This window comes from Pseudomonas sp. Z3-6 (assembly GCF_051131985.1).
Lineage (GTDB): Bacteria > Pseudomonadota > Gammaproteobacteria > Pseudomonadales > Pseudomonadaceae > Aquipseudomonas > Aquipseudomonas zanjanensis.
The window spans coordinates 6183627-6208682 of record NZ_CP071644.1 but is presented as its reverse complement, the minus strand read 5'-3'; the positions used below and the strand labels follow the sequence as shown (position 1 = coordinate 6208682).

Annotated in this window: 25 protein-coding genes; 14 read left to right on the top strand and 11 right to left on the bottom strand. The window is 63.3% G+C overall.

From position 1 onward, the window contains the following. Positions 1-234: 234 nt before the first annotated feature. Entirely contained in the window at positions 235-1542 is a 1308-nt protein-coding gene (locus J3P88_RS26875) for a type VI secretion system Vgr family protein (RefSeq protein ID WP_434572619.1), read from the top strand. After that, positions 1539-2336: a DUF4123 domain-containing protein gene (locus J3P88_RS26870; protein ID WP_434572617.1), complete on the top strand. Its 798-nt coding sequence runs from the start codon at positions 1539-1541 to the stop codon at positions 2334-2336. The genes J3P88_RS26875 and J3P88_RS26870 overlap by 4 nt, the downstream gene beginning before the upstream one ends. Before the next feature lie 3 nt (positions 2337-2339). On the opposite strand, the gene J3P88_RS26865 is transcribed toward J3P88_RS26870, so the two are convergent. Next, positions 2340-3689, bottom strand: coding sequence for an MATE family efflux transporter (locus J3P88_RS26865; RefSeq protein ID WP_434572615.1), 1350 nt, complete (start codon positions 3687-3689; stop codon positions 2340-2342). Between the two features lie 196 nt (positions 3690-3885). Continuing rightward, positions 3886-4179 (bottom strand): hypothetical protein, encoded by a 294-nt coding sequence (locus tag J3P88_RS26860; protein WP_018607618.1) that lies wholly within the window; start codon positions 4177-4179, stop codon positions 3886-3888. Positions 4180-4344: 165 nt separating this feature from the next. Here J3P88_RS26860 and J3P88_RS26855 point away from each other — a divergent pair, with 165 nt between their 5' ends. The 4 genes from J3P88_RS26855 to J3P88_RS26840 are packed head-to-tail and all read left to right on the top strand — an operon-like array spanning position 4345 to position 6617. Further along, positions 4345-4650 carry a MazG-like family protein gene (locus tag J3P88_RS26855; protein ID WP_003186192.1) on the top strand — a complete coding sequence of 102 codons (306 nt, stop codon included), beginning with the start codon at positions 4345-4347 and terminating at the stop codon, positions 4648-4650. Next, complete coding sequence (locus J3P88_RS26850) at positions 4647-5396, top strand: methyltransferase (protein ID WP_434572612.1); 750 nt, start codon at positions 4647-4649, stop codon at positions 5394-5396. Before J3P88_RS26855 ends, J3P88_RS26850 begins: the two co-directional genes overlap by 4 nt. Before the next feature lie 25 nt (positions 5397-5421). After that, positions 5422-6039, top strand: a complete 618-nt coding sequence (locus J3P88_RS26845; protein WP_186707914.1) for a DUF4136 domain-containing protein — start codon at positions 5422-5424, stop codon at positions 6037-6039. Between the two features lie 20 nt (positions 6040-6059). After that, entirely contained in the window at positions 6060-6617 is a 558-nt protein-coding gene (locus J3P88_RS26840; protein ID WP_186707916.1) for a DUF4136 domain-containing protein, read from the top strand. A gap of 225 nt (positions 6618-6842) precedes the next feature. Here J3P88_RS26840 and J3P88_RS26835 read toward each other — a convergent pair whose 3' ends face one another. Together J3P88_RS26835 and J3P88_RS26830 are read right to left on the bottom strand one after the other, a co-directional pair. Continuing rightward, on the bottom strand, positions 6843-7697 hold the full coding sequence (locus J3P88_RS26835) for a MaoC family dehydratase (RefSeq protein ID WP_434572610.1): 855 nt from the start codon (positions 7695-7697) through the stop codon (positions 6843-6845). Positions 7698-7699: 2 nt separating this feature from the next. Further along, positions 7700-9052, bottom strand: a complete 1353-nt coding sequence (locus tag J3P88_RS26830; RefSeq protein WP_434572608.1) for a 3-oxoacyl-ACP reductase — start codon at positions 9050-9052, stop codon at positions 7700-7702. 249 nt (positions 9053-9301) lie between these two features. Here J3P88_RS26830 and J3P88_RS26825 point away from each other — a divergent pair, with 249 nt between their 5' ends. Beyond that, positions 9302-10579: an acetyl-CoA C-acetyltransferase gene (locus J3P88_RS26825; RefSeq protein WP_434572606.1), complete on the top strand. Its 1278-nt coding sequence runs from the start codon at positions 9302-9304 to the stop codon at positions 10577-10579. On the opposite strand, the gene J3P88_RS26820 is transcribed toward J3P88_RS26825, so the two are convergent. After that, the gene (locus J3P88_RS26820; protein ID WP_434572604.1) at positions 10566-11594 is read right to left on the bottom strand and encodes a bile acid:sodium symporter family protein; all 1029 of its coding nucleotides are present in this window, start codon (positions 11592-11594) and stop codon (positions 10566-10568) included. The genes J3P88_RS26825 and J3P88_RS26820 overlap by 14 nt on opposite strands. Before the next feature lie 79 nt (positions 11595-11673). Here J3P88_RS26820 and J3P88_RS26815 point away from each other — a divergent pair, with 79 nt between their 5' ends. Next, the gene (locus J3P88_RS26815; RefSeq protein ID WP_434572602.1) at positions 11674-12465 is read left to right on the top strand and encodes an AraC family transcriptional regulator; all 792 of its coding nucleotides are present in this window, start codon (positions 11674-11676) and stop codon (positions 12463-12465) included. 238 nt (positions 12466-12703) lie between these two features. Continuing rightward, complete coding sequence (locus J3P88_RS26810) at positions 12704-13597, top strand: PA4780 family RIO1-like protein kinase (RefSeq protein ID WP_014336406.1); 894 nt, start codon at positions 12704-12706, stop codon at positions 13595-13597. Positions 13598-14007: 410 nt separating this feature from the next. Here J3P88_RS26810 and cueR read toward each other — a convergent pair whose 3' ends face one another. The 3 genes from cueR to J3P88_RS26795 all read right to left on the bottom strand — a co-directional run bounded on the left by cueR (position 14008) and on the right by J3P88_RS26795 (position 17417). Then, positions 14008-14409 carry a Cu(I)-responsive transcriptional regulator gene (cueR, locus tag J3P88_RS26805; RefSeq protein WP_109752292.1) on the bottom strand — a complete coding sequence of 134 codons (402 nt, stop codon included), beginning with the start codon at positions 14407-14409 and terminating at the stop codon, positions 14008-14010. Continuing rightward, on the bottom strand, positions 14406-16799 hold the full coding sequence (locus tag J3P88_RS26800; RefSeq protein WP_434572599.1) for a heavy metal translocating P-type ATPase: 2394 nt from the start codon (positions 16797-16799) through the stop codon (positions 14406-14408). Before J3P88_RS26800 ends, cueR begins: the two co-directional genes overlap by 4 nt. A 234-nt stretch (positions 16800-17033) precedes the next feature. Beyond that, positions 17034-17417 carry a hypothetical protein gene (locus J3P88_RS26795; protein ID WP_434572597.1) on the bottom strand — a complete coding sequence of 128 codons (384 nt, stop codon included), beginning with the start codon at positions 17415-17417 and terminating at the stop codon, positions 17034-17036. A gap of 148 nt (positions 17418-17565) precedes the next feature. Between J3P88_RS26795 and J3P88_RS26790 the strand changes: the two genes are divergently transcribed. Both J3P88_RS26790 and J3P88_RS26785 read left to right on the top strand, forming a co-directional pair. Beyond that, positions 17566-17763 carry a heavy-metal-associated domain-containing protein gene (locus J3P88_RS26790; RefSeq protein ID WP_186707934.1) on the top strand — a complete coding sequence of 66 codons (198 nt, stop codon included), beginning with the start codon at positions 17566-17568 and terminating at the stop codon, positions 17761-17763. Between the two features lie 95 nt (positions 17764-17858). Next, complete coding sequence (locus J3P88_RS26785) at positions 17859-19061, top strand: multidrug effflux MFS transporter (protein WP_434572594.1); 1203 nt, start codon at positions 17859-17861, stop codon at positions 19059-19061. 1 nt (position 19062) lies between these two features. On the opposite strand, the gene J3P88_RS26780 is transcribed toward J3P88_RS26785, so the two are convergent. Together J3P88_RS26780 and J3P88_RS26775 are read right to left on the bottom strand one after the other, a co-directional pair. Then, entirely contained in the window at positions 19063-19233 is a 171-nt protein-coding gene (locus J3P88_RS26780) for a hypothetical protein (RefSeq protein WP_434572592.1), read from the bottom strand. Positions 19234-19482: 249 nt separating this feature from the next. Further along, the gene (locus tag J3P88_RS26775; RefSeq protein ID WP_186707938.1) at positions 19483-20496 is read right to left on the bottom strand and encodes a zinc-binding alcohol dehydrogenase family protein; all 1014 of its coding nucleotides are present in this window, start codon (positions 20494-20496) and stop codon (positions 19483-19485) included. Positions 20497-20610: 114 nt separating this feature from the next. Here J3P88_RS26775 and J3P88_RS26770 point away from each other — a divergent pair, with 114 nt between their 5' ends. The 3 genes from J3P88_RS26770 to J3P88_RS26760 all read left to right on the top strand — a co-directional run bounded on the left by J3P88_RS26770 (position 20611) and on the right by J3P88_RS26760 (position 23905). Next, entirely contained in the window at positions 20611-21540 is a 930-nt protein-coding gene (locus tag J3P88_RS26770; protein ID WP_434572590.1) for a LysR family transcriptional regulator, read from the top strand. Positions 21541-21681: 141 nt separating this feature from the next. Then, entirely contained in the window at positions 21682-22416 is a 735-nt protein-coding gene (locus J3P88_RS26765) for an ArsR/SmtB family transcription factor (protein ID WP_434572588.1), read from the top strand. Positions 22417-22522: 106 nt separating this feature from the next. Next, positions 22523-23905: an MFS transporter gene (locus J3P88_RS26760; RefSeq protein ID WP_434572586.1), complete on the top strand. Its 1383-nt coding sequence runs from the start codon at positions 22523-22525 to the stop codon at positions 23903-23905. Positions 23906-24058: 153 nt separating this feature from the next. Here the strand turns inward: J3P88_RS26760 and J3P88_RS26755 are convergent, their stop codons facing one another. Next, entirely contained in the window at positions 24059-25012 is a 954-nt protein-coding gene (locus J3P88_RS26755) for an adenosine deaminase (protein WP_434572584.1), read from the bottom strand. Between the last annotated feature and the right edge of the window lie 44 nt (positions 25013-25056).

Here is a 25056-nt window from a genome sequence, read left to right as displayed (position 1 = left end):
GCTGATCGACACTGCCCGCCGGGGCTGTCAGAAAAAACACCGTACATTGCGGTTTTTTTCGGACAGCCCCGGAGGGCATTTTTGTTTATGCCACGGTTATTTCTTCACACCGGTTCATTTAATCGGCGATGTCCTTATTTCATGTAGTCCCTTTCCTAACTTGTACTTGGCCCCTCTACGCGGCCATGTCGGTCGGCGAGAATCCCCGGCCGCCCCTCCTGTAGAGAAACGCCGATGTCCGATCCAGCCCGCGAGCCAGCTTTTCGTCTGGAGATAGCCGGTCTGCCCGAGCCCGTTGACGTGGTCGCTTTTACGGGCAGTGAAGCGATCAGCGAACCCTTCGTCTATGAAGCGGAGCTGCCGTTGCTCGATCCGAGCCTGGACTTGGCGGGCTTGCTGTACCGCAGCGTCTGGTTGAGTTTCGGAGCGCCAGGCCGAGGCATTCATGGGCAGATCCATGAGTGGGTCCAGCATTCCCATGGCGCCGGCTGCCGGGTGCGTATCAGCCCCAGGCTGGCCTGTCTGGCTCAGCGCTTCAACCAGCGAGTGTTCAGCGCCCGCTCGGTGCCGCAGATCATTCGCCAAGTGCTCAAGGCCCATGGCATCAGTGGGCGCAGCCTGTGCCTGGACCTGAGTGGCGATTACCCACCGCAGGATTTCTGTACCCAGTATCGGGAATCGGACCTGCAGTTCCTCCAGCGCGTGTGCGCCCAAGCGGGTATCCACTTTCATTTCGAACACGCCCGCGACGGGCATTGCCTGGTGTTCGCGGACAACCCGCACAGTTTCCCCCCTGCCGGCCAGGCGGTCTATGCGGACGAGGGGCTGACTGCCGCGGTGCGGACCTTCAGCGTGCAAACCGCTGTGGCGGGGCAGCAAGTCGCCCAGGGTCGTAGCGACCTGACGAACCTGCACGCGGGCCAGATACTGACGCTGACGGCCCATCCGTTTGCCAGCTGGAACCGGCGCTGGCTGTTGACCAAGGTTGAGCATCGCGCCCAGGCGGGCATGTATGGCAATCATTTCAAGGCCATTCCCCGGGGCGTGCTGTTCATGCCGGACAACGTCCCGGTCAAGCCCCGCATGGCAAGCCGGCAACGCGGTTGGGTCGTGGCGGTTGACGAGCCTCCCGTGCTCGGGGCAGGGCGCGTGGCGGTGGAGTTCGACTGGGTCTATCAGGGCGAAGGTTCCAGTCCCAGCCATTGCTGGTTGCCTTTGGCGCCCGAGCTGGCGGCTGGCGGGGTGGACGCGATGGGTGACGGTACCGAGGTGCTGGTGAGCTTTATCGAAGGCGATCCGGATCGGCCGTTGATCAGTGCATTTCTGAGCGAGCCTGCCTCGGTAGAGGGCGCGGATGAGTCATTCTCGGGCGAAACACTTGGGCCATCCGTGGTCGATCCGGTGCTGTTGTCGGCGCTGCGGGAGGCCGAGCCGCTGGTCTTGTTGTGCCTGTTGCCCGAAGGCGGGCCTTTCAACCCTTGCACCCAACCCCTGTGCACCTGCCGCATGCTCATGGGCCGCGGCGCGGGCATTGCTCGATGAGCGCCGTGGCCGTGCCTGGATCGACGCCGCAGTGGTTGTTGCTGGACGCACCGAGTGCGCCTGAGGCGGTGCAGCGTGTTCACGCGCAGTTCGCCGATGCCCAGCACTTTGCCCTGTTCGAAGGTACTGAGCTGCATGGGCTTCGCGACCACGGCCCGCTGTTGGTGGATCTGCGCCAATCGCCCGCGTTGACGAGTCTTTGCCACCTGGACCCGCGCGCCTGGCCAGGGCTGTTGCTGGCCTGTCCACAGCCTGCGGTGCAATTACTGGCGCATCTGCGGCGCATGCTGACGGTGACGCTGGGCCTGCATCACAAAGCCTTGTTGAATTACTACAACCCGCACACCGCCAGCTATTTCTTCGACGGTTGCGACGCCCATGAACTCAGTTGCTGGCTGGGTCCGATCAGCCTGTTGCGCTGGTTCGGCGGCACATGGGCCGACCGGGCGATCGGCAGTCAGGGCTGGCAGCAACTGTCCAACCCCGGATTGCCAGTGGCGGCGCTGGAGAAGGAACACGGCCTCAGCGACCGACAGCAGGGCCAGTTGCAGCGCTGCCTGCTGGAGCGTCACGCGTGGCAATGGTCCCTTTCCACCGGCCGTGATTACCGCCGGCTCTGGGAGAATGTGCAGCAGGGGCTGGCGCTGGGTTTTACCGAGCGGACGGTGCTCGACGACTGGCTCTGGCTGCGGCTGCAATACCCCAATGCCCGGGTCTTGCCGGGGCCGGAGGGTGGTTCGCAGCGCGAGCGGCTCGATCACCTGCGGCGACGCTGGCAGGGCCGTCAGGGTTGAGGGTTATTGCGTCGGCGCGCCGAGCCAACGGTCGTGCCGCTGCAAGTGCCAGGCAAGCGCACCGAGGGTGAGGCTGCGCAAGGCCATGAACAGCAAGAAGGTGATCCACAGTCCGTGGTTGCCCAACCCCAGCAGCATCCAGGCGATTGGCGCCACCAGCAGCAGGGTCAAGACCATGCCGTTGCGCATTTCCCGGGCACGGGTGGCACCGATGAACAGGCCGTCGAGCAGGTAGCTCCAGACCGCGATCAGCGGCAAGGTCGCCAGGTAGGGCAGGTAGCCATAAGCGGTGGCGCGCACGTCGGGGATGTCGGTCTGCATGTCGATGAAGACGTGGCCGGCGAGCAGGAACAGCAGGGCAAAGCCGAGGCTGGCAATCAGCGACCAACCGCCGGCCACCACCAGCGAACGACGCAGGGCGAGGCGGTCGCGAGCGCCGATGGCATGGCCGCACAACGCCTCCACGGCGTGGGCGAGGCCGTCCAGGGCATGGGCGGTCAACAGCAGGCCGTTGAGCAGCAGGGCATTGGCTGCCACGGTCGCGTCCCCCAGGCGCGCGCCTTGCACCGTGATCAGGAAGAACACCGCTTGCAGGGCCAGGCTGCGAATGAAAATGTCCCGGTTCACCGCCAGCAGCGGACGCCAGTTCCGCCAAACGCCCAGGGCTGCCCAGGCGATTTGTCCGGGCCAGGCCCGCAGTGTCTTGCGAGCCAAGGCCAGGCCAACCAGCGCACCGGTCCACTCGGCTATCACCGAGGCCCGGGCCGAACCGGTCACGCCCCAGTCCAGGCCGATCACGAACCACAGGTTCAGGGCGATGTTGACCAGGTTGGTCACCAGCAGGATCGCCAACGGCGCCCGGGCATTCTGGGCGCCAAGGAACCAGCCCACCAGCGCATAGCTGGCCAGCGCCGCCGGCAAGCCGAAGAGCCGGGTATGGAAGAAGTCGCGGGTCAACTGGTTGAGCTCAGCGGACGGCTGCATGAAGTGCAAGGCCACGTTACTCAACGGCACGCCGACGGCACCGAGCAGCACCGCCAACCCCATCGCCAATAGCAGGCCTTGCAGCAACACTTGCCGCAACGCCGCGCCGTCACCCCGCCCGGCGGCCTGGGCGGCGAACCCGGTGGTGCCCATGCGCAAGAAACCCATGGCCCACGCCAGCACCGTATACAAACTCGCCCCGACCGCCACCGCGCCCAACTGATGGGCATGGGGCAAGTGGCCGATGACCGTGCTGTCCACCAGCGCCACCAGCGGTACGGAAATGTTCGAGAGGATCATCGGCGCAGCCAATGCCCAGACCCGGCGATGGGTGAGGCGGTCGCGCCAGTCGGTGATCAGGTTGGGCATGCGGGCTCCTTGATGGAGCGCGATTGTAGCGGGTTCTTGCCTGCTCGTTCCCTGCGGAACTTGGATTCATTGTGGCGAGGGAGCTTGCTCCCGCTGGACTGCGCAGCCGTCCCCAAAAACAGGGCCGCTGCGCGCCCCAGCGGGAGCAAGCTCCCTCGCCACAGAGTGTTGTGTCAGGCGAGGGGATGCTGAGGCTCTAGTGAATGATCCAGCTCAACAACCACAACCCCAGCACCAGCCAGATGATGCCCATGACGATCGAGGCCCGCATGAACGCGCGAATGGCCGAGTACAGCAGCATCAGCCCGAGGATCAGGGCGATGATGCTGATGATCGAGGTGTCCATGCCCAGGGTGCGTGACAGCCCGTCGACGAAGTTGCCGCCGGCGTTGGCCAGGGTGTTGAAGAGGCCGCTGAGCAGGTCGACGATGAACCGGATCACCGAACCGAGCGCCTGGCCGAGCCATTCGAAAAAGCTTTCTGCCTGCATATGTGCATCCTGATGGGAGGGAATCTGCGTTGAGCCGTTGGCTCCTGATTGTAGGAGCTGTGGCGGCCGAGTTGGTTCGATTATGGGGCAAACCGCCGCTTCGTACCGAGGACTCTTGCCTTCCCCGATCATCCCCGTGAAGCTATGCGCATTCAGGAGAACCCGATGAACCTTGTTGAACTGACCGAACGCCTGCATGCCATTCGCGATCGTAACGATTGGCGGCAATTTCACAGCCCGAAAAACCTCGCCATGGCCGCCAGCGTGGAAATGGCCGAGCTGGTGGAGATTTTCCAGTGGCTGACCGAGGATCAGTCCCGCCAGTTGCCGGCGGACAAACTGGCCCACGCCGGGCAGGAAGTCGGTGACATCGTGTTGTACCTGTTGCTGCTGTGCAGCGAGTTGGGCCTGGACATGGACGCCGTGGTGCGCAGCAAGCTGGCGGACAGCGAACGGCGGTTCGGCCAATGAGCGACCGTCATTTCGATCAGCTCGCCACGCGTTTCGCGGAGAAAATCTACGGCGGGGCCAAGGGCGCGATCCGCCTGGCAGTGCTTCAGGCCGACCTGCTGGAAAGCTTGCCGCAACGCCCGTTGCGCGTGCTGGACATCGGCGCCGGCCTGGGCCATATGTCGTTGTGGCTGGCCGAGCGCGGCCACCAGGTGACCCTGGCCGAGCCGGCCGAACCCATGCTCGAAGGCGCCCGCCAACGCTTTGCCGAGGCCGGCCAGCAGGCCACGTTTATCCAGGCGCCGTGGCAGGACCTGCTCGGCCAGTTGACCGAGCCTTACGACCTGGTGCTGTGTCACGCGGTGCTGGAGTGGCTGGCCGAGCCCCACGCGATCCTGCCGGTGTTGCACCAACTCACGGTCCCGGGCGGTTGGTTGTCCCTGGCGTTCTACAACCGTGACGCGTTGGTCTATCGCAACCTGCTCAAGGGGCATTTTCGCAAGTTGCGCAAAAACGACATGGCCGGCGAAAAACAGAGCCTGACACCACAACAGCCCCTTGATCCGCGCGAATTGGCGGCGCAACTTGAAGGCCTGTGGCAGGTCGAAAGCCAGAGTGGCGTGCGGGTTTTCCATGACTACATGCCCGTAGAATTCCAGGGGCGGGTGGAGCTAGCGCAGTTGCTGGAAATGGAACTGGCCCACCGTCGCCATCCGGCGTTTGCCGGGTTGGGGCGTTATCTGCACTGGATGTGTCGTCCCCTCTGATCTGAACGTGCAATCGGAGCGCGAAATGAAAGGTCGTTCAGGGTTGTTGGTGCTGTGCCTGGGGCTGGTGGCCTGCCAGGGCAGCAATCCCTATGTCGCCACGTCCAACCCGCTGCCGCCGGCGCCGCCCGAGGCCGCCACGGTGTTCGACCGTAGCGCCTATCCGGCGCCGCCCCGTGATTACGGGCGCTATCGCAGTTGGGCCTGGCGTGACGGGCGTTTGCCACCGGGCACTGCCTGGGCGGATTCAGCCCAAGTGGCCGAAGCGGTGAGCAATGCCCTCGACCAGCGGGGCCTGCGGCCGCTGCATGACAACCGGCCCGCCGACCTGTTCGTCAGCGCCGACCTGCGCCTGGAAACCCGCGTGCGTCAGGTTCGGGACGACTATGATGCGGGGTACTACGGTGGCTACAACCGTTACGACCGCTACGGTCCGGGTTATGGCGTGTACCGTCCGATGCCGATGGTGCGCACGTATCAGGAACAAGTCGTGGTGGTTCGGGTGGACCTGTTCGATGCCCGCACCGGTCAGCCGGTGTGGAGCGCCAGCGCCGAGACTGGCCAGCGGGGCAGCCAGACCGAGCGCACCGACGCCATTCGTGAAGCGGTGGAAAAAGCCCTGTCGGCGTATCCGCCAAGTTGATTACGCAACGGAGAAAAACCATGTTTCGCCGTCTTGCTCTACTGGCCTTCACCTTGCTGCTGGGGGCCTGTGCTTCTAACCAGGTCAATCATGACTTCGACACCAGCCGTGATTTCGCGGCATACCGCAGTTGGAGCTGGAAAGACCCGGCGCTGCAATATCGTCCCGATGACCCCCGTATCAAGAGCGACCTGACCGAGCAGCGGATCCGCCAGGCGGTGGCCGATCAACTCGACCAGCGCGGCCTGCGTCCGGCCGCGGCAGGTGGGCGCGGCGATGTGCTGGTCCAGGCCTATTTGATTGTCGAGGACCGCCAGCAGCAGGTCACGACCAACTATGGCGGCGGTTGGGGCGGCCCTTGGAACGGGTATTGGGGCGGACCGATGTACAACGAAACCCGCAACATCAGCTACAAGGTCGCCACCGTGCAGATCGACCTGCTCGATGGCAAGGACGGCAAGCTGGTGTGGCGTGGCAGTGATGAGCAATTGCTCAGCAACTCCCCCAACCCGACCGACCGCAACACGGCTGTGCGAGAGACGGTCGGGCGGATCCTGTCCAACTACCCGCCGCGCTGAGTGGGGTGATTCAAGATGGATGCAAGCTGACCCACCGCCATCGCGAGCAAGCTCGCTCCCACAGGGATTGGTGGTGGCTATCGGATCTATGAACATCCCTGGACAAACTGTGGGAGCGGGCTTGCTCGCGAAGACGGCTGCACAGTCACATTGATTCAGACTGACCCACCGCTTTCGCGAGCAAGCCCGCTCCCACAGGGGGCGCGGTGAATACCATCGACCTGCTCAGGCCACCGGCCGCCACGCTCCCACCATATGCTCCAGCGCCCCGGCGCCCATCAGTTGCAGTTGCCCACTGGAGCCCGCCGCGCTGGCCAGCAGGGTCACTTCGCTGGGCAGGCGCACTGGTTTTTTGAAGGTCACGTCAATTTCGATGTTGGCCTCGGCCAGGTGGTCATCCAGCGCCGCCAGGGTCCTGGCCTTGTTCCACAGACCATGGGCGATGGCGGTGGGGAAGCCGAACAGCCGAGCGCTCATGCCACTCAGGTGGATCGGGTTGTAGTCGCCGGAGACCTTGGCGTACTGCCGACCGATGTCAGCCGGTGCGGCCCAACGCGCGACTTCAATCAAGGGCAAGCTGGCCTCGGGCGAGTCGTCCACCAGTGCGCCGTCAAGCTGGACCCCTTTGCACAGCATCTGGCTCCGGGCTTCCCACAGCGGCCCCAATTGATCATCGAGGCGGGTCACCAGGTCGAAGACCGCGCCCTTGGCATGGGCTTGCAGGTTCTCGACGTGGACGCTGGTCCGCACCTGGCCGACCCCGCCCATGGGCCGCAATACACGAATGCGGTTGCTCAAGTGGATCAGCCCCAACAACGGAAAAGGGAAGTCCCGCCCCGTGAGCAATTGCATTTGCAGGGCGAACGCCAAGACGTGGGGATAGGTCGGCGGCAGCAGTCCGTTATCGACGAAACCGCAAACCTTGCGATAAGCCGCCAGCCGTTGCGGGTCGACCTGGAGCACCTGGCGCAACCCTTCCTCGGGCAAGGTCGTTCCGGTGACCTTGCGCCGTGTCGCCGCTTTCGAATAAAGCCCGGACATGGAGGGCGGGCTGCTGACGTCATGCCATTGGATCGTCATGGTCACGCTCCCAATAGGCTTTGACCGCACACCCGCAGGGCCTGCCCGGTCACGGCGCCGGTGCCCGGTTGTGCGAGCCAGGCCACGGCTTCGGCGACGTCCTGGGGCAAACCGCCCTGGCCAAGGGAGCTCATGCGCCGTCCGGCCTCGCGCAAGGCGAAGGGGATCTCGGCGGTCATGCGGGTTTCAATGAAGCCCGGCGCCACGGCATTGATGCTGATCCCGCGTGTCTGCAGCTGCGGTGCCCACGCCTGGGCCAGGCCGATCAGCCCGGCTTTGCTCGCCGCATAGTTGGTCTGCCCACGGTTGCCGGCAATGCCGCTGATGGACGCCAGTAGAACCACCCGGCCATTGTCCCGCAGGGTGCCGCTGTCCAGCAGGGCCTTGGTCAGTACTTGCGGGGCGTTGAGGTTGACGGCCAGCACGGCGTCCCAGAATTCCGGGGTCATGTTGGCGAGGGTCTTGTCCCGAGTGATGCCGGCGTTGTGCACCACGATGTCGACGCCGTCGGGCAAGTGCTCGATCAACTGTGGGGCAGCCTCTTCAGCGCAGATATCCAGCGTGACGCTGCGCCCGCTCAAGCGTGCCGCCAGGGCGTCGAGATCGGTCTTGGCCTGGGGGACGTCCAACAGGATCACGTCGGCGCCATCGCGGGCCAGGGTTTCGGCGATGGCGGCGCCGATCCCGCGGGCTGCGCCAGTGACCAACGCCTTGAGCCCCGTGAGCGGCCGGGTCCAGTCCTGGACTTGGGTGTCACAGGCGTTAAGACGAATGACCTGCCCGGAAATGAAGGCGCTTTTGGGCGACAGGAAAAACCTCAGCGCACCTTCCAACTGGGTTTCGGCACCGTCGCCGACGTACAGCAATTGCAGCGTCCCGCCGTGGCGCAGCTCTTTGGCCAGGGACCGGCTGAAACCCTCCAACGCTCGCTGGGCACTGGCGGCGAACGGATCGCCAAGGCTTTCCGGTGCACGCCCGAGGATGACGACATGGGCGCTGTGGTCGAGGTTTTTCATCAGTGGCTGGAAAAATTCCCGCAGTTGCTTGAGCTGGTCGGCCTGGACCAAATGGCTGGCGTCGTACACCACCGCCTTGATTTTCGGGCCGTGGCCGGGGATCCATTCCGTGGCCAGGGTCGGTTCGCCGCCGTAGATGAAAATGCTGTCGGTCAGGCGCTTGGCAAAGGTGCCGATCTGTTCGGTCAACGGCCCACCGCCCAGCAGCAGCGCGCCTTCGATCGGCCGCAGCCGCCCGGCCTGCCAGCGCTCCAGGCGTACCGGCGAGGGCAGGCCGAGGGACCCGACCATGCGCCGGCCAATGGGCGAATTGGCGAAGTCGATATAACGGTCAGACATGGAACACACTCCGGCTGATGAGGTTCCAAGTGTGGACCATGATTGGCAATCAGTCGTTCGATCGGCGAGATAAAGCCTAAGCTTGTGCCGGAGCGCTGTTTCCAGGGCACGGGATACCTGTGGGAGCAAAGCTTGCTCGCGATGCAGGCACCGCGTTTTTCAGGTAGGTCGCGTCATCGTTCATCGCGAGCAAGCTTTGCTCCCACAGGGTTCGGTTGAGTTTTCACAGGGTACACAGGGAGTTCTCTCATGACACAACTACGTCGCGTCGCGATCATCGGCGGTAACCGCATTCCCTTCGCCCGCTCCAACGGGCTCTATGCCACCGCCAGCAACAAGGCGATGTTGACGGCTGCCCTCGAGGGGCTGATCGAACGCTACAACCTGCATGGCTTGCACATCGGCGAAGTGGCGGCCGGTGCGGTGCTCAAGCACTCCCGGGATATGAACCTGACCCGCGAATGCGTGCTCGGTTCGCGGTTGTCACCGATGACGCCGGCCTATGACGTACAGCAGGCCTGCGGTACGGGGCTGGAAACGGTGCTGCTGGTGGCCAACAAGATCGCCCTGGGCCAGATCGACAGCGGCATTGCCGGCGGCGTAGACACCACATCGGACGCGCCGATCGCCGTCAACGAGGGGTTGCGCAGGATCCTGCTGCAAGCCAATCGCGCCAAGACCACCGCCGAGAAAATCAAGACCTTCCTGCAATTGCGCCCCCAACACCTGATACCGGATCTGCCGCGCATCAACGAACCGCGCACCGGCCTGAGCATGGGCGAGCACTGTGAATTGATGGCCCAGACCTGGCAGATCCCTCGGGAGGCGCAAGACCAGTTGGCCCTGGAGAGCCATCAGAAAATGGCCGCGTCCTACGCAGAAGGTTGGCAGAACGACTTGATGACGCCCTTTCTCGGCCTGACCCGGGACAACAACCTGCGCCCGGACCTGACCCTGGAAAAACTCGCGTCCCTCAAGCCTGCCTTCGAAAAAAGCGCCAAGGGCACGATGACTGCCGGCAACTCCACGCCACTGACCGACGGTGCCTCGTTGGTGCTGCTGGGCAGCGAAGAATGGGCCAAGGCCCGGGGCCTGCCGATCCTGGCGTACCTGCGTGACGGTGAAACGGCGGCGGTGGATTTCGTCAACGGTGCCGAAGGGCTGCTGATGGCCCCGGTCTACGCCGTGCCGCGATTGTTGGCGCGCAACGGCCTGACCTTGCAAGACTTCGATTACTACGAAATCCACGAAGCGTTCGCCGCCCAAGTGCTGTGCACGCTCAAAGCCTGGGAAGACCCGGACTACTGCAACACCCGCCTGGGTCTCGACGCGCCGCTGGGGTCCATCGACCGCAGCCGGCTGAACGTGAAGGGCAGTTCCCTGGCCGCCGGGCATCCGTTTGCCGCCACGGGCGGGCGCATTGTCGCCAACCTCGCCAAGTTGCTGGATGCCGCCGGGCGAGGTCGAGGGTTGATCTCCATCTGTGCCGCCGCCGGCCAGGGCGTGACGGCGATCATCGAGCGTTGACGAGGGCGCCGTCCTGGCCGGATGTCAGCGCCTTGTGCTGGCTGGCATAGCGCTCGGCCAGGATCGAGCAGACGATCAACTGCAGCGGGTGATAGATCATGATCGGCAGCAGAATCAGCCCCAGGCCCGGATGGTTGCCGAAAATCAACGCCGCCATCGGCACCCCGGCGGCAAGGGATTTCTTGCTGGCGCAAAACACCGCGGCGACTTCATCGGCGCTGTTGAACTTCAGGGCGCGGGCGGTACGGGTGGTCGCCCACAGGATGATTACCAGCAGCACGGCACTGCCCACCACTGCGCTGAGCAACACGCCGTTGCCTTGCTGGCGCCAGATGCCGGACACCATCGAGTTGCAGAACGCCGCATAGACCAGCAGCAGGATGACCAACTTGTCGATGATGCTGGTGTAGCGTTTGTACCGCCCGAAAAAGCCGGCCAGCCAACGCCGCAGGAACTGCCCCAGCACCAGCGGCAGCAGCAACATCAGGCACAGGTCGAGCAAGGTTGACCCCAGGTCGATGCCCCCGGCGCCACTGCCGACGACGAAACTGACCAGCAACGGTGTCAGGAAAATCCCCAGTACGCTGGACAGGCTCGCGTTGAGAATTGCCGCTGGCACGTTACCTTTCGCACTGCCGGTCAGGGCCACCGAGGAAGAGATCGTCGAGGGCAGGGCGCAGAGGTAGAAGAACCCCAGCATCAGCAGCGCCGGCACATGGCTGCCCAGCAGCCAGTTGCTGAGTAGCCAGATCAAGGGGAACACGCCAAAGGTGAAACCCTGCACCATCGCATGCAGCCGGATGTTCTTCAGGCCGTGGCGGATCTGCTCGCCGGACAGGTTGACCCCGTGCAGGAAGAACACCACGAAGATGCCGATGTTGACCACCCATTCGGCATGCATGGCACCGCCCATGGCGCCAAAGGTCGGGAAGAAATATGCCAACAGCGTGGCGAGCAACATGCCGCACAGGAACCAGTCGGTTATCAGGCGTTTGAGGTGTCTGACGATATGCATAGGGCACCGCAAGTTGTAAGAAAAGTCGACTTAGCCTAACGTCGTCACCATCAGTCGTCTTGCGACATAAGGCCAATCGATGCCGCCTAACGGACATCAGCAGCTGGAACGCCATATCCCCGACCTGGCGCAATTGCCGAGGCCGCTGTACGCCCGTGTCGAAAGCCTGAGCGCCGGTTCCTGGACCCAAGCCCATCGTCATGATTGGGTGCAATTTTCCTACGCCATCAGCGGCGTTCTTGGCGTACACACCGCCGCCGGCAGTTTTTTTGCTCCACCACAACGGGGCATCTGGATTCCGGCGGACCTGGAGCACCAGGTGGTGACCTCCACCCGGGCGGAAATGCGCAGCCTGTACGTCCATCGCCACGCTTGCCCCTGGGCCGACGAGCGCTGTCGGGTGCTGGAGGTCACGCCACTGGCCCGTGAACTGATCAAGGTGTTCTGTCAGCTGCCGGTCGATTATCCCCAGGGTAATACCCAGGAAGAACGGCTGGTGCTGGTGCTGCTGGATCAGTTGGCGACGCTGCCGGAGGTGGGATTTTCCCTGCCGCTGCCGCGACATGCCCGCTTGCTGGCGCTGTGCAACGATTTGATCGAACAGCCCGAACGGAACGTCACCTTGCACGCTTGGTCCGAGCGTCTGGGCACGTCGGAAAAAACCCTGATGCGCCTGTTCCAGCGCGAGACCGGCCTGAGCTTTCGGGCCTGGCGCCAGCGCATGCGTTTGTTGTCGTCCCTGGGCTCGTTGGAGAAAGGCGACAGCGTCACCAGCGCCGCGTTGTCCTGTGGGTATGAGTCAACGTCCGCGTTCATTGCCGCGTTCAAAGGGATGTTCGGGTTTACCCCGGGGGAGTTGTTCAAGCATTGAGTCGCCGCACTGGCCTACGGCGGCTGTAGACATGGCTGTCAGCTCTTGTCGCAAATACCTGGGCATTCATTTGCCAACGCCAGGTCCGGTCTCGGCTATGATTTGGCGCGGTCGATAATCCGGCACAGTGTGTGCATCACCGGTTCATAGGTCGGCAACCCCTCCCCGTGGAGCAAGGATTGCCGTATAACGACTGTCATTCGCGTGTTTGGTAATAAAGGACCCACAATAAAAGCTGATGAAGACTCCAAAACGCATTGAACCCCTGATCGAGGACGGTCTGGTCGACGAGGTGCTGCGCCCACTCATGAGTGGTAAAGAAGCAGCTGTTTATGTGGTGCGCTGCGGCAACGAGCTACGTTGCGCGAAGGTCTACAAGGAGGCGAACAAGCGAAGTTTTCGTCAGGCGGCCGAATATCAGGAAGGCCGCAAGGTGCGCAACAGCCGTCAGGCCCGGGCCATGGCCAAGGGCTCGAAGTTCGGGCGCAAGGAAACCGAGGACGCCTGGCAGAATGCCGAAGTGGCGGCCCTGTTTCGCCTGGCGAGCGCGGGTGTGCGTGTGCCCAAGCCGTACGACTTCCTCGAAGGCGTGCTGCTGATGGAGCTGGTGGCCGACGAGTATGGCGATGCGGCACCGCGCCTGAACGATGTGGTGCTGGAGCCGGACCAGGCTCGTGAATATCACGCCTATCTGATTTCCCAGATCGTGCTGATGCTGTGTACCGGTCTGGTGCATGGTGACCTGTCGGAGTTCAACGTCCTGCTCACGCCAACGGGGCCGGTGATCATCGACCTGCCACAAGCCGTGGATGCCGCGGGTAACAACCATGCCTTCAGCATGTTGGAGCGGGACGTGGGCAATATGGCGTCCTACTTCGGCCGGTTCGCCCCGGAGCTCAAGCGCACCAAGTACGCGAAGGAAATGTGGGCACTGTACGAAGCCGGCACCCTGCACCCGGCCAGCGTGCTGACCGGCGAGTTCGACGAGCCGGAAGAGCTGGCGGATGTCGGCGGGATCATGCGTGAAATCGAGGCTGCACGCCTGGACGAGGAACGCCGCCAGGCGGTCCGCGCCGCCGACGATGCACCACCCGGCAAGACCGAAGAACCACCGCCGCCGTGGATGCAATGATCGGTTGAACAAAAACCCGGCCAATGGCCGGGTTTTTTGTGGGAGCGAGCTTGCTCGCGATAGCGGTGGGTCAGCTTGCATTGATGGTGAATGTGCCGCCGTCTTCGCGAGCAGGCTCGCTCCCACATTGGTTTTTCGATGCCTTCAATATCTATATTCACAGCCAATCCCTGTGGGAGCGGGCTTGCTCGCGAAAGCGGTGGGTCAGCTTGGATCAATGTTGAATGTGCCGCCGTCTTCGCGAGCAAGCCCGCTCCCACAGAGGTTTTGTGTTGGAGCTCGAATCTGATGTCCCCCACCAAGCCCCCTGTGGAAGCGAGCCTGCTCGCGAAAGCGATGGGTCAGCTTGCATGGATGTTGAATGGGCAACCGTCTTCGCGAGCAGGCTCGCTCCCACAGGGCGGTTGGCATCAATTCTTACAGCACCCCGACGCCAGTTCCTTGAGGATCGGACAATCCGGGCGGTGGTCGCCGTGGCAGTGTTCGACCAGGTCTTGCAGGGTGTCGCGCAGTTCGGCCAACTCGCGGATTTTCTGGTTCAGCTCATCGATGTGTTGCCGGGCCAGGGCCTTGACGTCGGCGCTGGCGCGTTGGCGGTCTTGCCAGAGGGTCAGCAGTTTGCCGACCTCTTCCAAGGAAAATCCCAAGTCGCGGGAGCGCTTGATGAACGCCAGGGTGTGCAGGTCATCGGTGCCGTAGATCCGGTAACCGCTGTCGGTACGATGTGCAGCCTTGAGCAGGCCGATGGATTCGTAATAACGGATCATCTTCGCGCTCAGGCCGCTCTGGCGGGCCGCTTGGCCGATGTTCATCGCTTGTCCTCCAATGGCTTGGGTGTCCAGAACTTCAACAGTAACGCATTGCTCACCACGCTGACGCTCGACAGCGCCATGGCGGCGCCGGCCAGCACCGGGTTGAGAAAACCGAACGCCGCCAGGGGGATGCCGATCAGGTTATAGATAAACGCCCAGAACAGGTTCTGGCGGATCTTGGCGTAGGTCTTGCGGCTGATGTCCAGCGCCGCCGGCACCAGGCGCGGATCGCCACGCATGAGGGTAATGCCCGCGGCATGCATCGCCACATCGGTGCCGCCGCCCATGGCAATGCCAATGTCGGCGGCGGCCAGGGCCGGGGCGTCGTTGATGCCGTCGCCCACCATCGCCACCACCGAATGGCGCTTCAATTGTTGGACGATGGCGGATTTATCCGCCGGCAGTACCTCGGCATGGACATTGGAAATCTCCAGCGCCTGGGCCACTACCCGGGCGCTACCTTGGTTGTCGCCGGTGAGCAGATGGCTGGCGATGTGCTGTTCATCCAAGGCCTGTACGGCTGCCAGAGCACCAGGCTTGAGGGTGTCACCGAAGGCAAACAGGCCTAGCACCCGCGGCACTGCGCCTTGTTCGATCAGCCAGGACAACGTGCGCCCTTCGGTTTCCCAAACCTGCGCAGATTCGGCCAGCGAACCGGGGTTCAGACCCCGTTCTTCAAGCAGACGACGATTGCCCAAGGCCAGGCGGCGCCCGTCGAGGCTGCCGGCAATACCGCGTCCGGCCAGGGACTGGCTGTCGCTGACATCCGGCACGTGCAGGCCGCGCTCGGCGCAGGCATCCAGTACCGCTTTGGCCAGCGGATGTTCGCTGCCGCGTTGCAGCGCCCCGGCCATTTTCAGCAGCGTGTCCTCGTCACCGTCGAGGGCGGTCAGGTGGGCGATGCGGGGCGTGCCGGAGGTGAGGGTGCCGGTCTTGTCAAACACCACGGTCGTGACTTCATGGGCGCGCTCCAAGGCCTCGGCATCCTTGATCAGAATCCCGTGGCGCGCAGCCACACCGGTGCCAGCCATGATTGCCGTGGGCGTCGCCAGGCCCAGGGCGCAGGGGCAGGCGATTACCAGCACCGCAACGGCGTTGATCAGTGCGATTTCCAGTGGGGCTCCGTACAGCCACCAGCCGATCAATGTCGCCAGGGCCAGCACCAGCACCACCGGCACGAAGACCTGGCTGACTTTATCCACCAGTTTCTGGATTGGCGCCTTGGCGGCCTGGGCGTCTTCCACCAGGCGGATGATGCGCGCCAGAACGGTTTCGGCGCCCAAGGCTTGCGTGCGGACCAGCAGCCGGCCTTCGCCATTGATGGCGCCACCCGTGACTTTGTCGCCGGGCTGCTTGGGCACCGGCAGGCTTTCGCCGCTGATCAGCGCTTCGTCGGCATGGCTCTGGCCTTCCAGCACTTCACCGTCCACCGGGAAACGTTCGCCGGGCTTGACCAGCACCCGGTCATTCAAGCGCAGGGCGCTGATGGCAACGTCCCGCTCCTGGCCATCGATCACCTGGATCGCCCGCTCCGGGCGCAAGGCTTCGAGGGCGCGGATGGCGCTGGCGGTCTGGCGCTTGGCGCGGCTTTCCAGGTATTTGCCGAGCAGCACCAGGGCAATCACCACCGCCGAGGCCTCGAAATACAGGTGCGGCATGCCGCCGGGACGGGCGATCGCCCATTCATACACGCTCAAGCCATAGCCGGCGCTGGTACCCAGGGCCACCAGCAGGTCCATGTTCCCGGCACCGGCCCGCACGGCCTTGAAGGCGGCGACGTAGAACCGCGCGCCAAAGATGAATTGCACCGGCGTCGCCAGGGCGAACTGCACCCAGGCCGGAAGCATCCAATGCACGCCGAACGGCTGCAGCAACATGGGCAGCACCAACGGCACGGACAGCAGGATCGCCAGCACCAGTGCCAGGCGTTCACGATTCAGGCGGTGGTTCTGGGTATCGGCGGCCTGCTCGGCCTGCCAGACCGTGGCGTCGTAGCCCGCGCGCTTGACCGCATCGATCAGGGTTTGTGCATCCACGTGGCCGAGCAGTTCGAGATGGGCCCGCTCGTTGGCCAGATTGACGTTGACGTTGTTCACGCCATCGACCTTGCCCAGGGCGCGTTCGACCCGACCGACACAGGAGGCGCAGGTCATCCCTTCGATGTTCAACTCCAGGGTTTGCACGGGAACGCTATAGCCCGCCTGTTCGACGGCCTGCTTCAAGGCCGGCAGGCTGCCTTTGGGGGCCTGGACTCGGGCCAGTTCCGTCGCCAGGTTGACGCTGACAGCACGGGTACCGGCGACTTTGCTCAAGGCTCGCTCGACCCGCCCGGCGCAACTGGCACAGGTCATCCCGGCAATGGGTAGATCGAACGTGGTGGATTCGGACATGGGTCAGGCTCCCTGTAGTGAATGACTACAGGATCAACCTTGCCATGCTGGCAAGGTCAAGCGCCAATCCAAAAGCTAACATATCCCTAAGATGGGACTGACGTTGTGGGAGCAAGGCTTGCCCGCGATGAAAGCACCGCAGTCTCTTGAGGGACCGCGGTGCCTGGATCGCGAGCAAGCTTTGCTCCCACAAAGCTCGCTCCCACAGGGGCTGGCAACCACAAGATGGGGGTGTCAGTAACCGAGCCCAGCCTGCTTGAGGTACATGCCTTGTTCATTCATGGCGATGCGGAACTTCAAGATGTCACCGGCCTTGAGGGTGATGTTCTGAGACCCTGGCGCGAGCATGCCCGGATTACAACCCGGCGCCTGCCCCGGCAGCAACTTCAGGCGCAAGGAGACTTGACCTGGCGGCAGGTTGAACGAGGTGCTTTGCTCCTGGAACAGCCGGGCCGAGAGTTGGTCCTGGATATAGATGCCGATTTCGCAATTGGTCGACACCTCCAGGCGCTCGCGGGAAATGATCAACACGCCATAGTCTTCGCCGGCGGCCGAGGCCGGGGGCGCTACCGCTGAAAGACCGAGCATGCAAAACAGGCTGAACGCTGACCAGCGCATGGCTGAACCTCCGGTGTGAAATCCTTGATGTGTGCAGCTTGGCTGAGGGCGATGCCGATTGCCAGCCCGGCAGTTTTTGTCAGAACTTGACCTTTCCATCGTGGCAAGCTTGAGACTGGCGGCAACCTCAATCCCAAGGAGTCATCTCATGCAAACTTTTAATGTCGAGGGCATGTCCTGCGGTCACTGCGTCAAGGCCATCACCGAGGCGGTCCAGGCCAAGGATCCGGCGGCTGACGTGCGCGTCGACCTGGGCGCCAAGACCGTCCAGGTCCAGAGTTCGTTGCCGGCCGATGCCGTGGTCGCGGCCATCAAGGAAGAGGGTTATGGGATCAGTGTGGCTTGAGTTTTTTTAATCGTTAGCGACCTATCGGAATGTTCAAGAGCGCCCGGCACGGCTAGACTGTCGGGCTGTCGAACGACGCCTGAGCTGGACGCCCGATGAACCTCCGTACGATTCTGATTCTTGGCGCCTTGAGCGCTTTCGGTCCCTTGGCGATCGATTTCTACCTGCCCGCCTTTCCGGCGATGGCCACGGCCTTCGGTACTGACGAAAAACACATCCAGCTGACCCTGGCGGCCTATTTCCTCGGCTTGTCCATCGGGCAGTTGGCCTATGGGCCTGTGGCGGACCGCTTCGGACGGCGGATTCCGCTGCTGACGGGCGTCGGTCTGTTCACCCTGGCGTCCCTGGCCTGCGCCTATGCGCCAAACCTCGAATGGCTGATTGGCGCCCGCTTCGTCCAGGCCTTGGGCGGCTGCGCCGGGATGGTGATTTCCCGGGCCGTGGTCAGTGACAAATGCGACGCGGTGGGCTCGGCGAAGGTGTTTTCGCAACTGATGCTGGTGATGGGCCTGGCGCCGATTCTCGCGCCGATGCTGGGCGGGTTGCTGGTGAACCTGCATGGCTGGCAGTCGATCTTCATTGCCCTGACCGTGTTCAGCGCATTGGCGTCGACGGCGGTGGCCTTGTGGTTGCCGGAAAGCTTGCCGGACGATGTACCTCGGCAACCGTTGTCGGGGGCGTTGCGCCAGTATGGCCGGTTATTGACCGACGCCGTCTACCTCGGCCATGCGCTGACGGGGGGCATCGCTATCGCCGGGATGTTTGCCTACATCGCCGGTTCGCCTTTCGTCTTCATCAAGCTCTACGGTGTACCGGCCGAACATTTCGGTTGGCTGTTCGGCACCAACGCGGCGGGCTTCATCCTGGTTGCCCAGGTCAACGCCCGGTTGCTGTCCAAGCGCGGCCCGGCGTTTCTGTTGAACCGCGCGGTATGGGTCTACCTGGGGGCGGGGCTGAGCCTGCTGGCGGTCAGTTCATTGCAACCTGCGCAGTTGTGGCCGCTGCTGGTCCCACTGTTTATCTGCATCGCCAGCCTGGGTTGCATCCTTCCCAATGCCTCGGCCTGCGCCATGAACGGGCAGGGCGCCCGGGCCGGCAGTGCCTCGGCGATGCTGGGATGCCTGCAGTTTTCCGTGGCGGCGGGAGCCGCTGCGTTGGTCGCTGCGCTGCATGACGGCACCGCGGTGCCAATGGCGCTGGTCATTAGCCTTTGCGGGCTGTTGGTGGTGAGTGCAGCGATGCTGACTCGTCGCCTGCAAAACGCCTGGGCACTGGTCCAGGCCAGTCGCGAAGACTGACTCAGCCGACCGCGCGCTGCTGTTGTTCGGGGAAACGATGGGGCGCGTGGATCCGCGCCTGCAAGGTCGTGGCAAAAGCCTGGGCTTCGGCCTCGGTACGGAAGGTGACTACGTGCTGGTCAAGACGCACTTGCCATTGAGATTTTGCCACTTCTTTTATCAGGATCTTCATTGCTGACCTCCTCACGAAAAGATTGCGTTGCAAAGGCCTCGAGTGTAGACCCGAATGCGATCGCATTTGTGACAACGGTCAATTCTCGGACTGACGGTTAGTCGCCGGCTAATGAGGCAATCACTGTGGCGAGGGAGCTTGCTCCCGCTCGGTTGCGCAGCAACTGCAAAAACCAGGGGCCGCTACGCAGCCCAGCGGGAGCAAGCTCCCTCTCCACGGGATTGTTAGCGGGGCGACCGCCGTGTTCGGTCAGAAGCCCTCGAGCACAATCTTGCCCTTGGCCTGGCCGCTTTCCAGCAAGGCATGGGCCCGACGCAGGTTTTCGGCGTTGATGGTGCCGAAATGCTCGCCCACCGTGGTCTTCAGCGTGCCGGCGTCGATCAGGGCGGCCACGCGATTGAGCAGCTTGTGCTGTTCAAGCATGTCGGCCGTTTCGAACAGCGAGCGGGTGTACATGAATTCCCAATGCAACGACAGGCTCTTGCGCTTGAGCTTGGTCACGTCCAGCGCCTTGGGGTCGTCGATCAGCGCCAGCTTGCCCTGGGGTGCGAGGGCTTCGACCAGTTGGTCCAGATGCTGGTCGGTCTGGGTCAGGCTGGCGACGTGAGTCACCTGGGGCTGGCCCGCTTCTTTCAATACTTCGCTCAAAGGGCGGCTGTGGTCGATCACCAGGTCAGCACCCAGGCTGCGCACCCATTCCTGGGTTTGCGCACGGGACGCGGTGCCAATCACCTTCAACCCGGTGAGTTGGTGGGCCAGTTGCGTCAGGATCGAACCCACGCCTCCCGCCGCGCCGACGATCAACAGGCTCTGACCCTGGTCATCCTGGTCTTCCTGGATGTGCAGGCGCTCGAACAACAGTTCCCAAGCGGTAATGGCCGTCAGCGGCAGCGCCGCGGCGTCGGCGAAACCGAGGGTCTTGGGCATGTGGCCGACGATGCGTTCATCCACCACATGCAGCTCGCTGTTGCCACCGGCCCGGGCGATGGAACCGGCGTAGAACACCTTGTCCCCGGCTTTGAACAGCGTGACCTCGCTGCCGACTGCCTTGACCACGCCGGCCACGTCCCAGCCCAGCACCTTGGCGGCACCACCTTCGGGCTGGACGTTCTGGCGGACCTTGGTGTCCACCGGATTGACCGAAATGGCCTTGACCTCCACCAGCAGGTCCCGGGGGCCTGCGACCGGTTCCGGCAGCTCGATGTCCTGGAGCGATTGCGGGTCGGTGATGGGCAACGAATGGTAGTAGGCAATGGCTTTCATGAAGCGGCTCCGTGAGGTGAGTTTCGATGAAGGCCATGTTTAGCTATTTATCACCGAGATAAAACCGGCTAAAACAACAGGCTCTTTCAATAATATTTTGATAATGGAGTCGTCATGCTTCGCTTCGATGACTTGCAATTGTTTGTCCGGGCGGCGGACCTGGGCAGTCTTTCGGCGGCAGCCAGGGTCATGGACCTGTCGGCAGCGGTGGCCAGTGCCGCGTTGAAACGGATCGAGCAGCACCTCGGTGCGCGGCTGTTGGCCCGTTCCACCCGCAGCCTGCGCCTGACGGCCGAAGGCGAGGGGTTTCTCGAATACGCCCGTGCCGCGTTGAGCAGTCTCGACGAAGGACGGCGGTTATTGACCAGCGGCCAGGATCAGGTCAGCGGGGTGTTGCAGTTGTCCGCGCCCTCGGACTTGGGGCGCAACCTGCTGTTGCCCTGGCTGGATGAGTTCCAGCGCGAGCATCCCGGGCTGACGGTGCGGCTGCTGCTGGGAGATCGCATGGCCGACTTGTTCAAGCAGCCGGTGGACATCGCCCTGCGTTATGGCGAGCCGGAAGATTCAAGCCTGGTGGCCTTGCCCGTCGCCCCGGATAACCGTCGAGTGCTGTGTGCGTCGCCAGACTATCTGGCGCGCCAGGGTGAACCTCATCAACTGGAACAACTGGCCCAGCACAACTGCCTGTTGTACATGCTGGGCAGCCGGGTCCATGACCGATGGGTCTTTCATGACGGCAAACGGGAGGTGAGCCTCACCGTCGGCAGCGATCGCTTCAGTGATGACGCTGATGTGGTGCGCCGCTGGGCGGTGGCGGGGGCCGGGATTGCCTACAAGTCGTGGCTGGATGTGTCCACCGACGTACTGGCCGGGCGCTTGAAAATCCTCTTGCCGCACCTGCAATGCGAGCGCGCGCCCCTCAATCTGCTGTGTGCCCACCGGGCACAATTGAGCAAACCCATCAACCTTTTGCGGGACATGCTCCGGGACCGCTGCGGTGAGTTGACGGCTCGATTTCCACTCTCTGCGGGGGCGGGCCATTAGTCGCACGCAATTAGAGACTTTTCCCTCATGAACAATCGCCTCCAAAGGTTTCCGGAGGACAGGAAAGCGCGGTCACCGCGCTTATACTAGCGACCGCCTGCGCCAGAGCAGTAGACGAATGATTCAACAGGGAGTGAATACATGGAACATGCACCTTGCATCAGCCAGATCGCCACGCTGCTGGCTGACCCCAAGCGCAGCGCAATGATGTGGGCCTTGATGGACGGCACGGCCCGCCAGGCCGAGGAGCTGGCGTTGCTCGCCGGATTGTCGCCGTCCTCGGCCAATGCGCACCTGGGGCGCTTGTCCGCGGGAGGTCTGTTGAAAGTCGAAGCCCGGGGCCGCAAGCGGTTCTTCCGCCTGGCCGCGCCTGAAATCGGCGCCGCCGTCGAAGCGCTGGCCAGCGCGACCCTGGTCAGTACGCCACGGCAGATTCCGGAGGTCTTCAGGCGCCGGGTGATGCCGACCAAGGCCCCGTCGGTCCCCGCTTCGTTGATGCGGGCCAGGCTGTGCGACGACCACCTGGGGGGAACCCTGGCGGCCGACCTCTACCAGCGCCTGCTGGACGCCGGATGGATCGAGCAGTTCGAACAACGGGTGATCGTCACGCACAAGGGTGCCAATCAACTGGCCGAGCGGGGCTTATTCGTCCAGGCCCTGGCTTATCGCAATGCCCGTATCGCTTGCCCCTGCCCGGACTGGAGCGAGCGTCGTCCGCACCTGGGGGGCGCGCTGGGGGCGGCGTTGCTGCAACTGTTCATGCAGTCAGGTTGGCTGGCCTTGCCCAACGATTCGAGGGCCTTGCAGGTGACGACGCTCGGCCAGCAGGAAATCCACCGGTTCGCCCGGCAGGATGCCGTGGAGATGGCGTTCTAGGGAACTGGCACGTCGTTCAGGGCTGTCGACAGGTCGTATTCAGCAATAGCCGCTCGCAAGGTTCGCGCACACTCGGTCCGGGGAATTCTCGGATTGGGGAGGCAGCATGGACACTCACGGTTACAGCGCGGCGGAACGCCTGGAGCGGTTACCCATCAGTGGGTATCACCGGGTGATTTTCATCATCATTGCCCTGGCGTTTTTCTTCGACTCGATGGACCTGGCAATGATGACGTTCCTGCTGGGCTCGATCAAAACCGAGTTCGGCCTGAGCACCGCCCAGGCCGGTTTGCTCGCCAGCTCCAGCTTCTTCGGCATGGTGCTGGGGGCGTCGCTGTCGGGCATGCTGGCCGATCGGTTCGGGCGCAAGCCGGTGTTCCAGTGGAGCATCGTGTTGTGGGGCATTGCCAGTTACCTGTGCTCCACCGCCCAGGATGTCGAGACCTTGACACTGTTTCGCGTCCTGCTGGGTATCGGCATGGGCATGGAGTTTCCGATTGCCCAGTCGATGCTGTCGGAGTTGATCCCGGCCAAGCGTCGAGGGCGCTACATCGCCTTGATGGATGGCTTTTGGCCCCTGGGCTTCGTGGCGGCGGGGGTGCTGTCGTATTTCCTGCTGCCGGTGATCGGCTGGCGCGACATCTTCCTGGTGCTGGCGGTGCCGGCGGTGTTTGTCCTGGCGATTCGCTTCTTCATTCCCGAGTCGCCGCGCTGGCTGGAACAGGCCGGTCGGGGTGACGAAGCGGACGCGGTGCTCAAGCGGATCGAAGACAAGGTCCGGACCTCGCTCGGACGTCGTGATCTGCCGGAGCCGATCCGCCTGCCAAGGGTGGAGAGTGTGCCGGGCAATTTCTTTTCGGCCCTGGCGCAGATCTGGTCGCCGCTGTATCGCCAGCGCACGATGATGATCTGGAGCGTCTGGTTCTTTGCCTTGCTCGGTTTTTATGGCCTGACGTCCTGGCTCAGCGCACTGTTGCAGCAGTCGGGGTTCGCCGTGACCCAGTCGGTGTATTACACCGTGGTGATTTCCCTGGGCGGGATTCCCGGCTTCCTGATGGCGGCCTGGCTGGTGGAGCGTTGGGGCCGCAAGCCGGTGTGCATCATCACGTTGCTGGGCGGCGGGGTGATGGCGTTTCTGTATGGGCAGAGCGCGGTGTTTGGCGGCAACGTCGGGCTGCTGATCGGCACCGGGTTGCTGATGCAGTTTTTCCTGTTCGGCATGTGGGCGGTGCTCTACACCTACACGCCGGAGTTGTACCCCACCTCGGCGCGGGCCACCGGCTCGGGTTTTGCTTCAGCGGTTGGGCGTATCGGTTCGCTGCTCGGCCCCTTGGTGACCGGCCTGGTGTTCCCCATCACCGGCCAGGGCGGCGTATTCGCCCTGGGCGCGCTGTGCTTCGCCGTGGCGGCGGGGGTGGTCTGGGTGTTCGGGATGGAAACCCGGGGCAAGACGTTGGAAGAGTTGAGCGAAGCGCCCGTCGCCGACTAAACACTATCCCCTGTGGGAGCGAGCCTGCTCGCGATAGCGGTCTGGCATTCAACACTAATGTCGACTGATACACCGCCTTCGCGAGCAGGCTCGCTCCCACGATTGGATCTGCGTCCAACCGTGGATTTGCAAGCGATCAAAAAACCTGTGGGCTTAGGGTTTTACAAGTCGCGCATCCAGGCTGTTCTGCGCCAGGCGCTTGGCCTGGTCCTGGGTCATGCCCAGGTGGGTATACAGCGCGTGGAAGTTCTCGGTGACGTAGCCGCCGAAGTACGCCGGGTCATCGGAGTTCACCGTCACTTTCACGCCGCGCTCGAGCATGTCGAGAATGTTGTGCTGCGACATGTCGTCGAATACGCACAGCTTGGTGTTGGACAGCGGACACACGGTCAATGGAATCTGCTCGTCGATGATCCGCTGCATCAGCCGCTCATCTTCGATGGCGCGCACACCATGGTCGATGCGCTGGATCTTCAGCAGGTCCAGGGCTTGCCAAATGTACTCGGGCGGGCCCTCTTCGCCGGCGTGGGCAACGGTCAGGAAGCCCTCGTTGCGTGCGCGGTCGAATACGCGCTGGAACTTGCTCGGTGGATGGCCCATTTCCGAACTGTCCAGGCCCACGGCCACGAAGGCGTCGCGGAACGGCAGCGCCTGGTCGAGGGTCTTCTCGGCTTGTTCTTCGCTCAGGTGACGCAGGAAGCTCAGGATCAGGCCGCTGGTAACGCCCAGTTGCTGCTCACCGTCCTTGAGGGCGGCGGCGATGCCGTTGAGCACCACTTCGAATGGGACGCCACGGTCGGTGTGGGTCTGCGGGTCGAAGAACGGTTCGGTGTGGATCACGTTCTGCGCCTTGCACCGCAACAGGTAGGCCCAGGTCAGGTCGTAGAAGTCCTGGGAGGTGCGCAGCACATCGGCGCCCTGGTAATAGAGGTCGAGAAATTCCTGCAGGTTGTTGAAGGCATAGGCCTTGCGCAGGGTATCGACGTCGTTCCACGGCAGGGCGATCTTGTTGCGTTCGGCCAGGGCGAACAGCAGCTCGGGTTCCAGCGAGCCTTCCAGGTGCAGGTGCAGTTCAGCCTTGGGCAGGGCGTTCAGCCAGTCGTACATGGTCTTTTCTCATCAGCGAATCGATGGCGGGCATTCTACAGGGG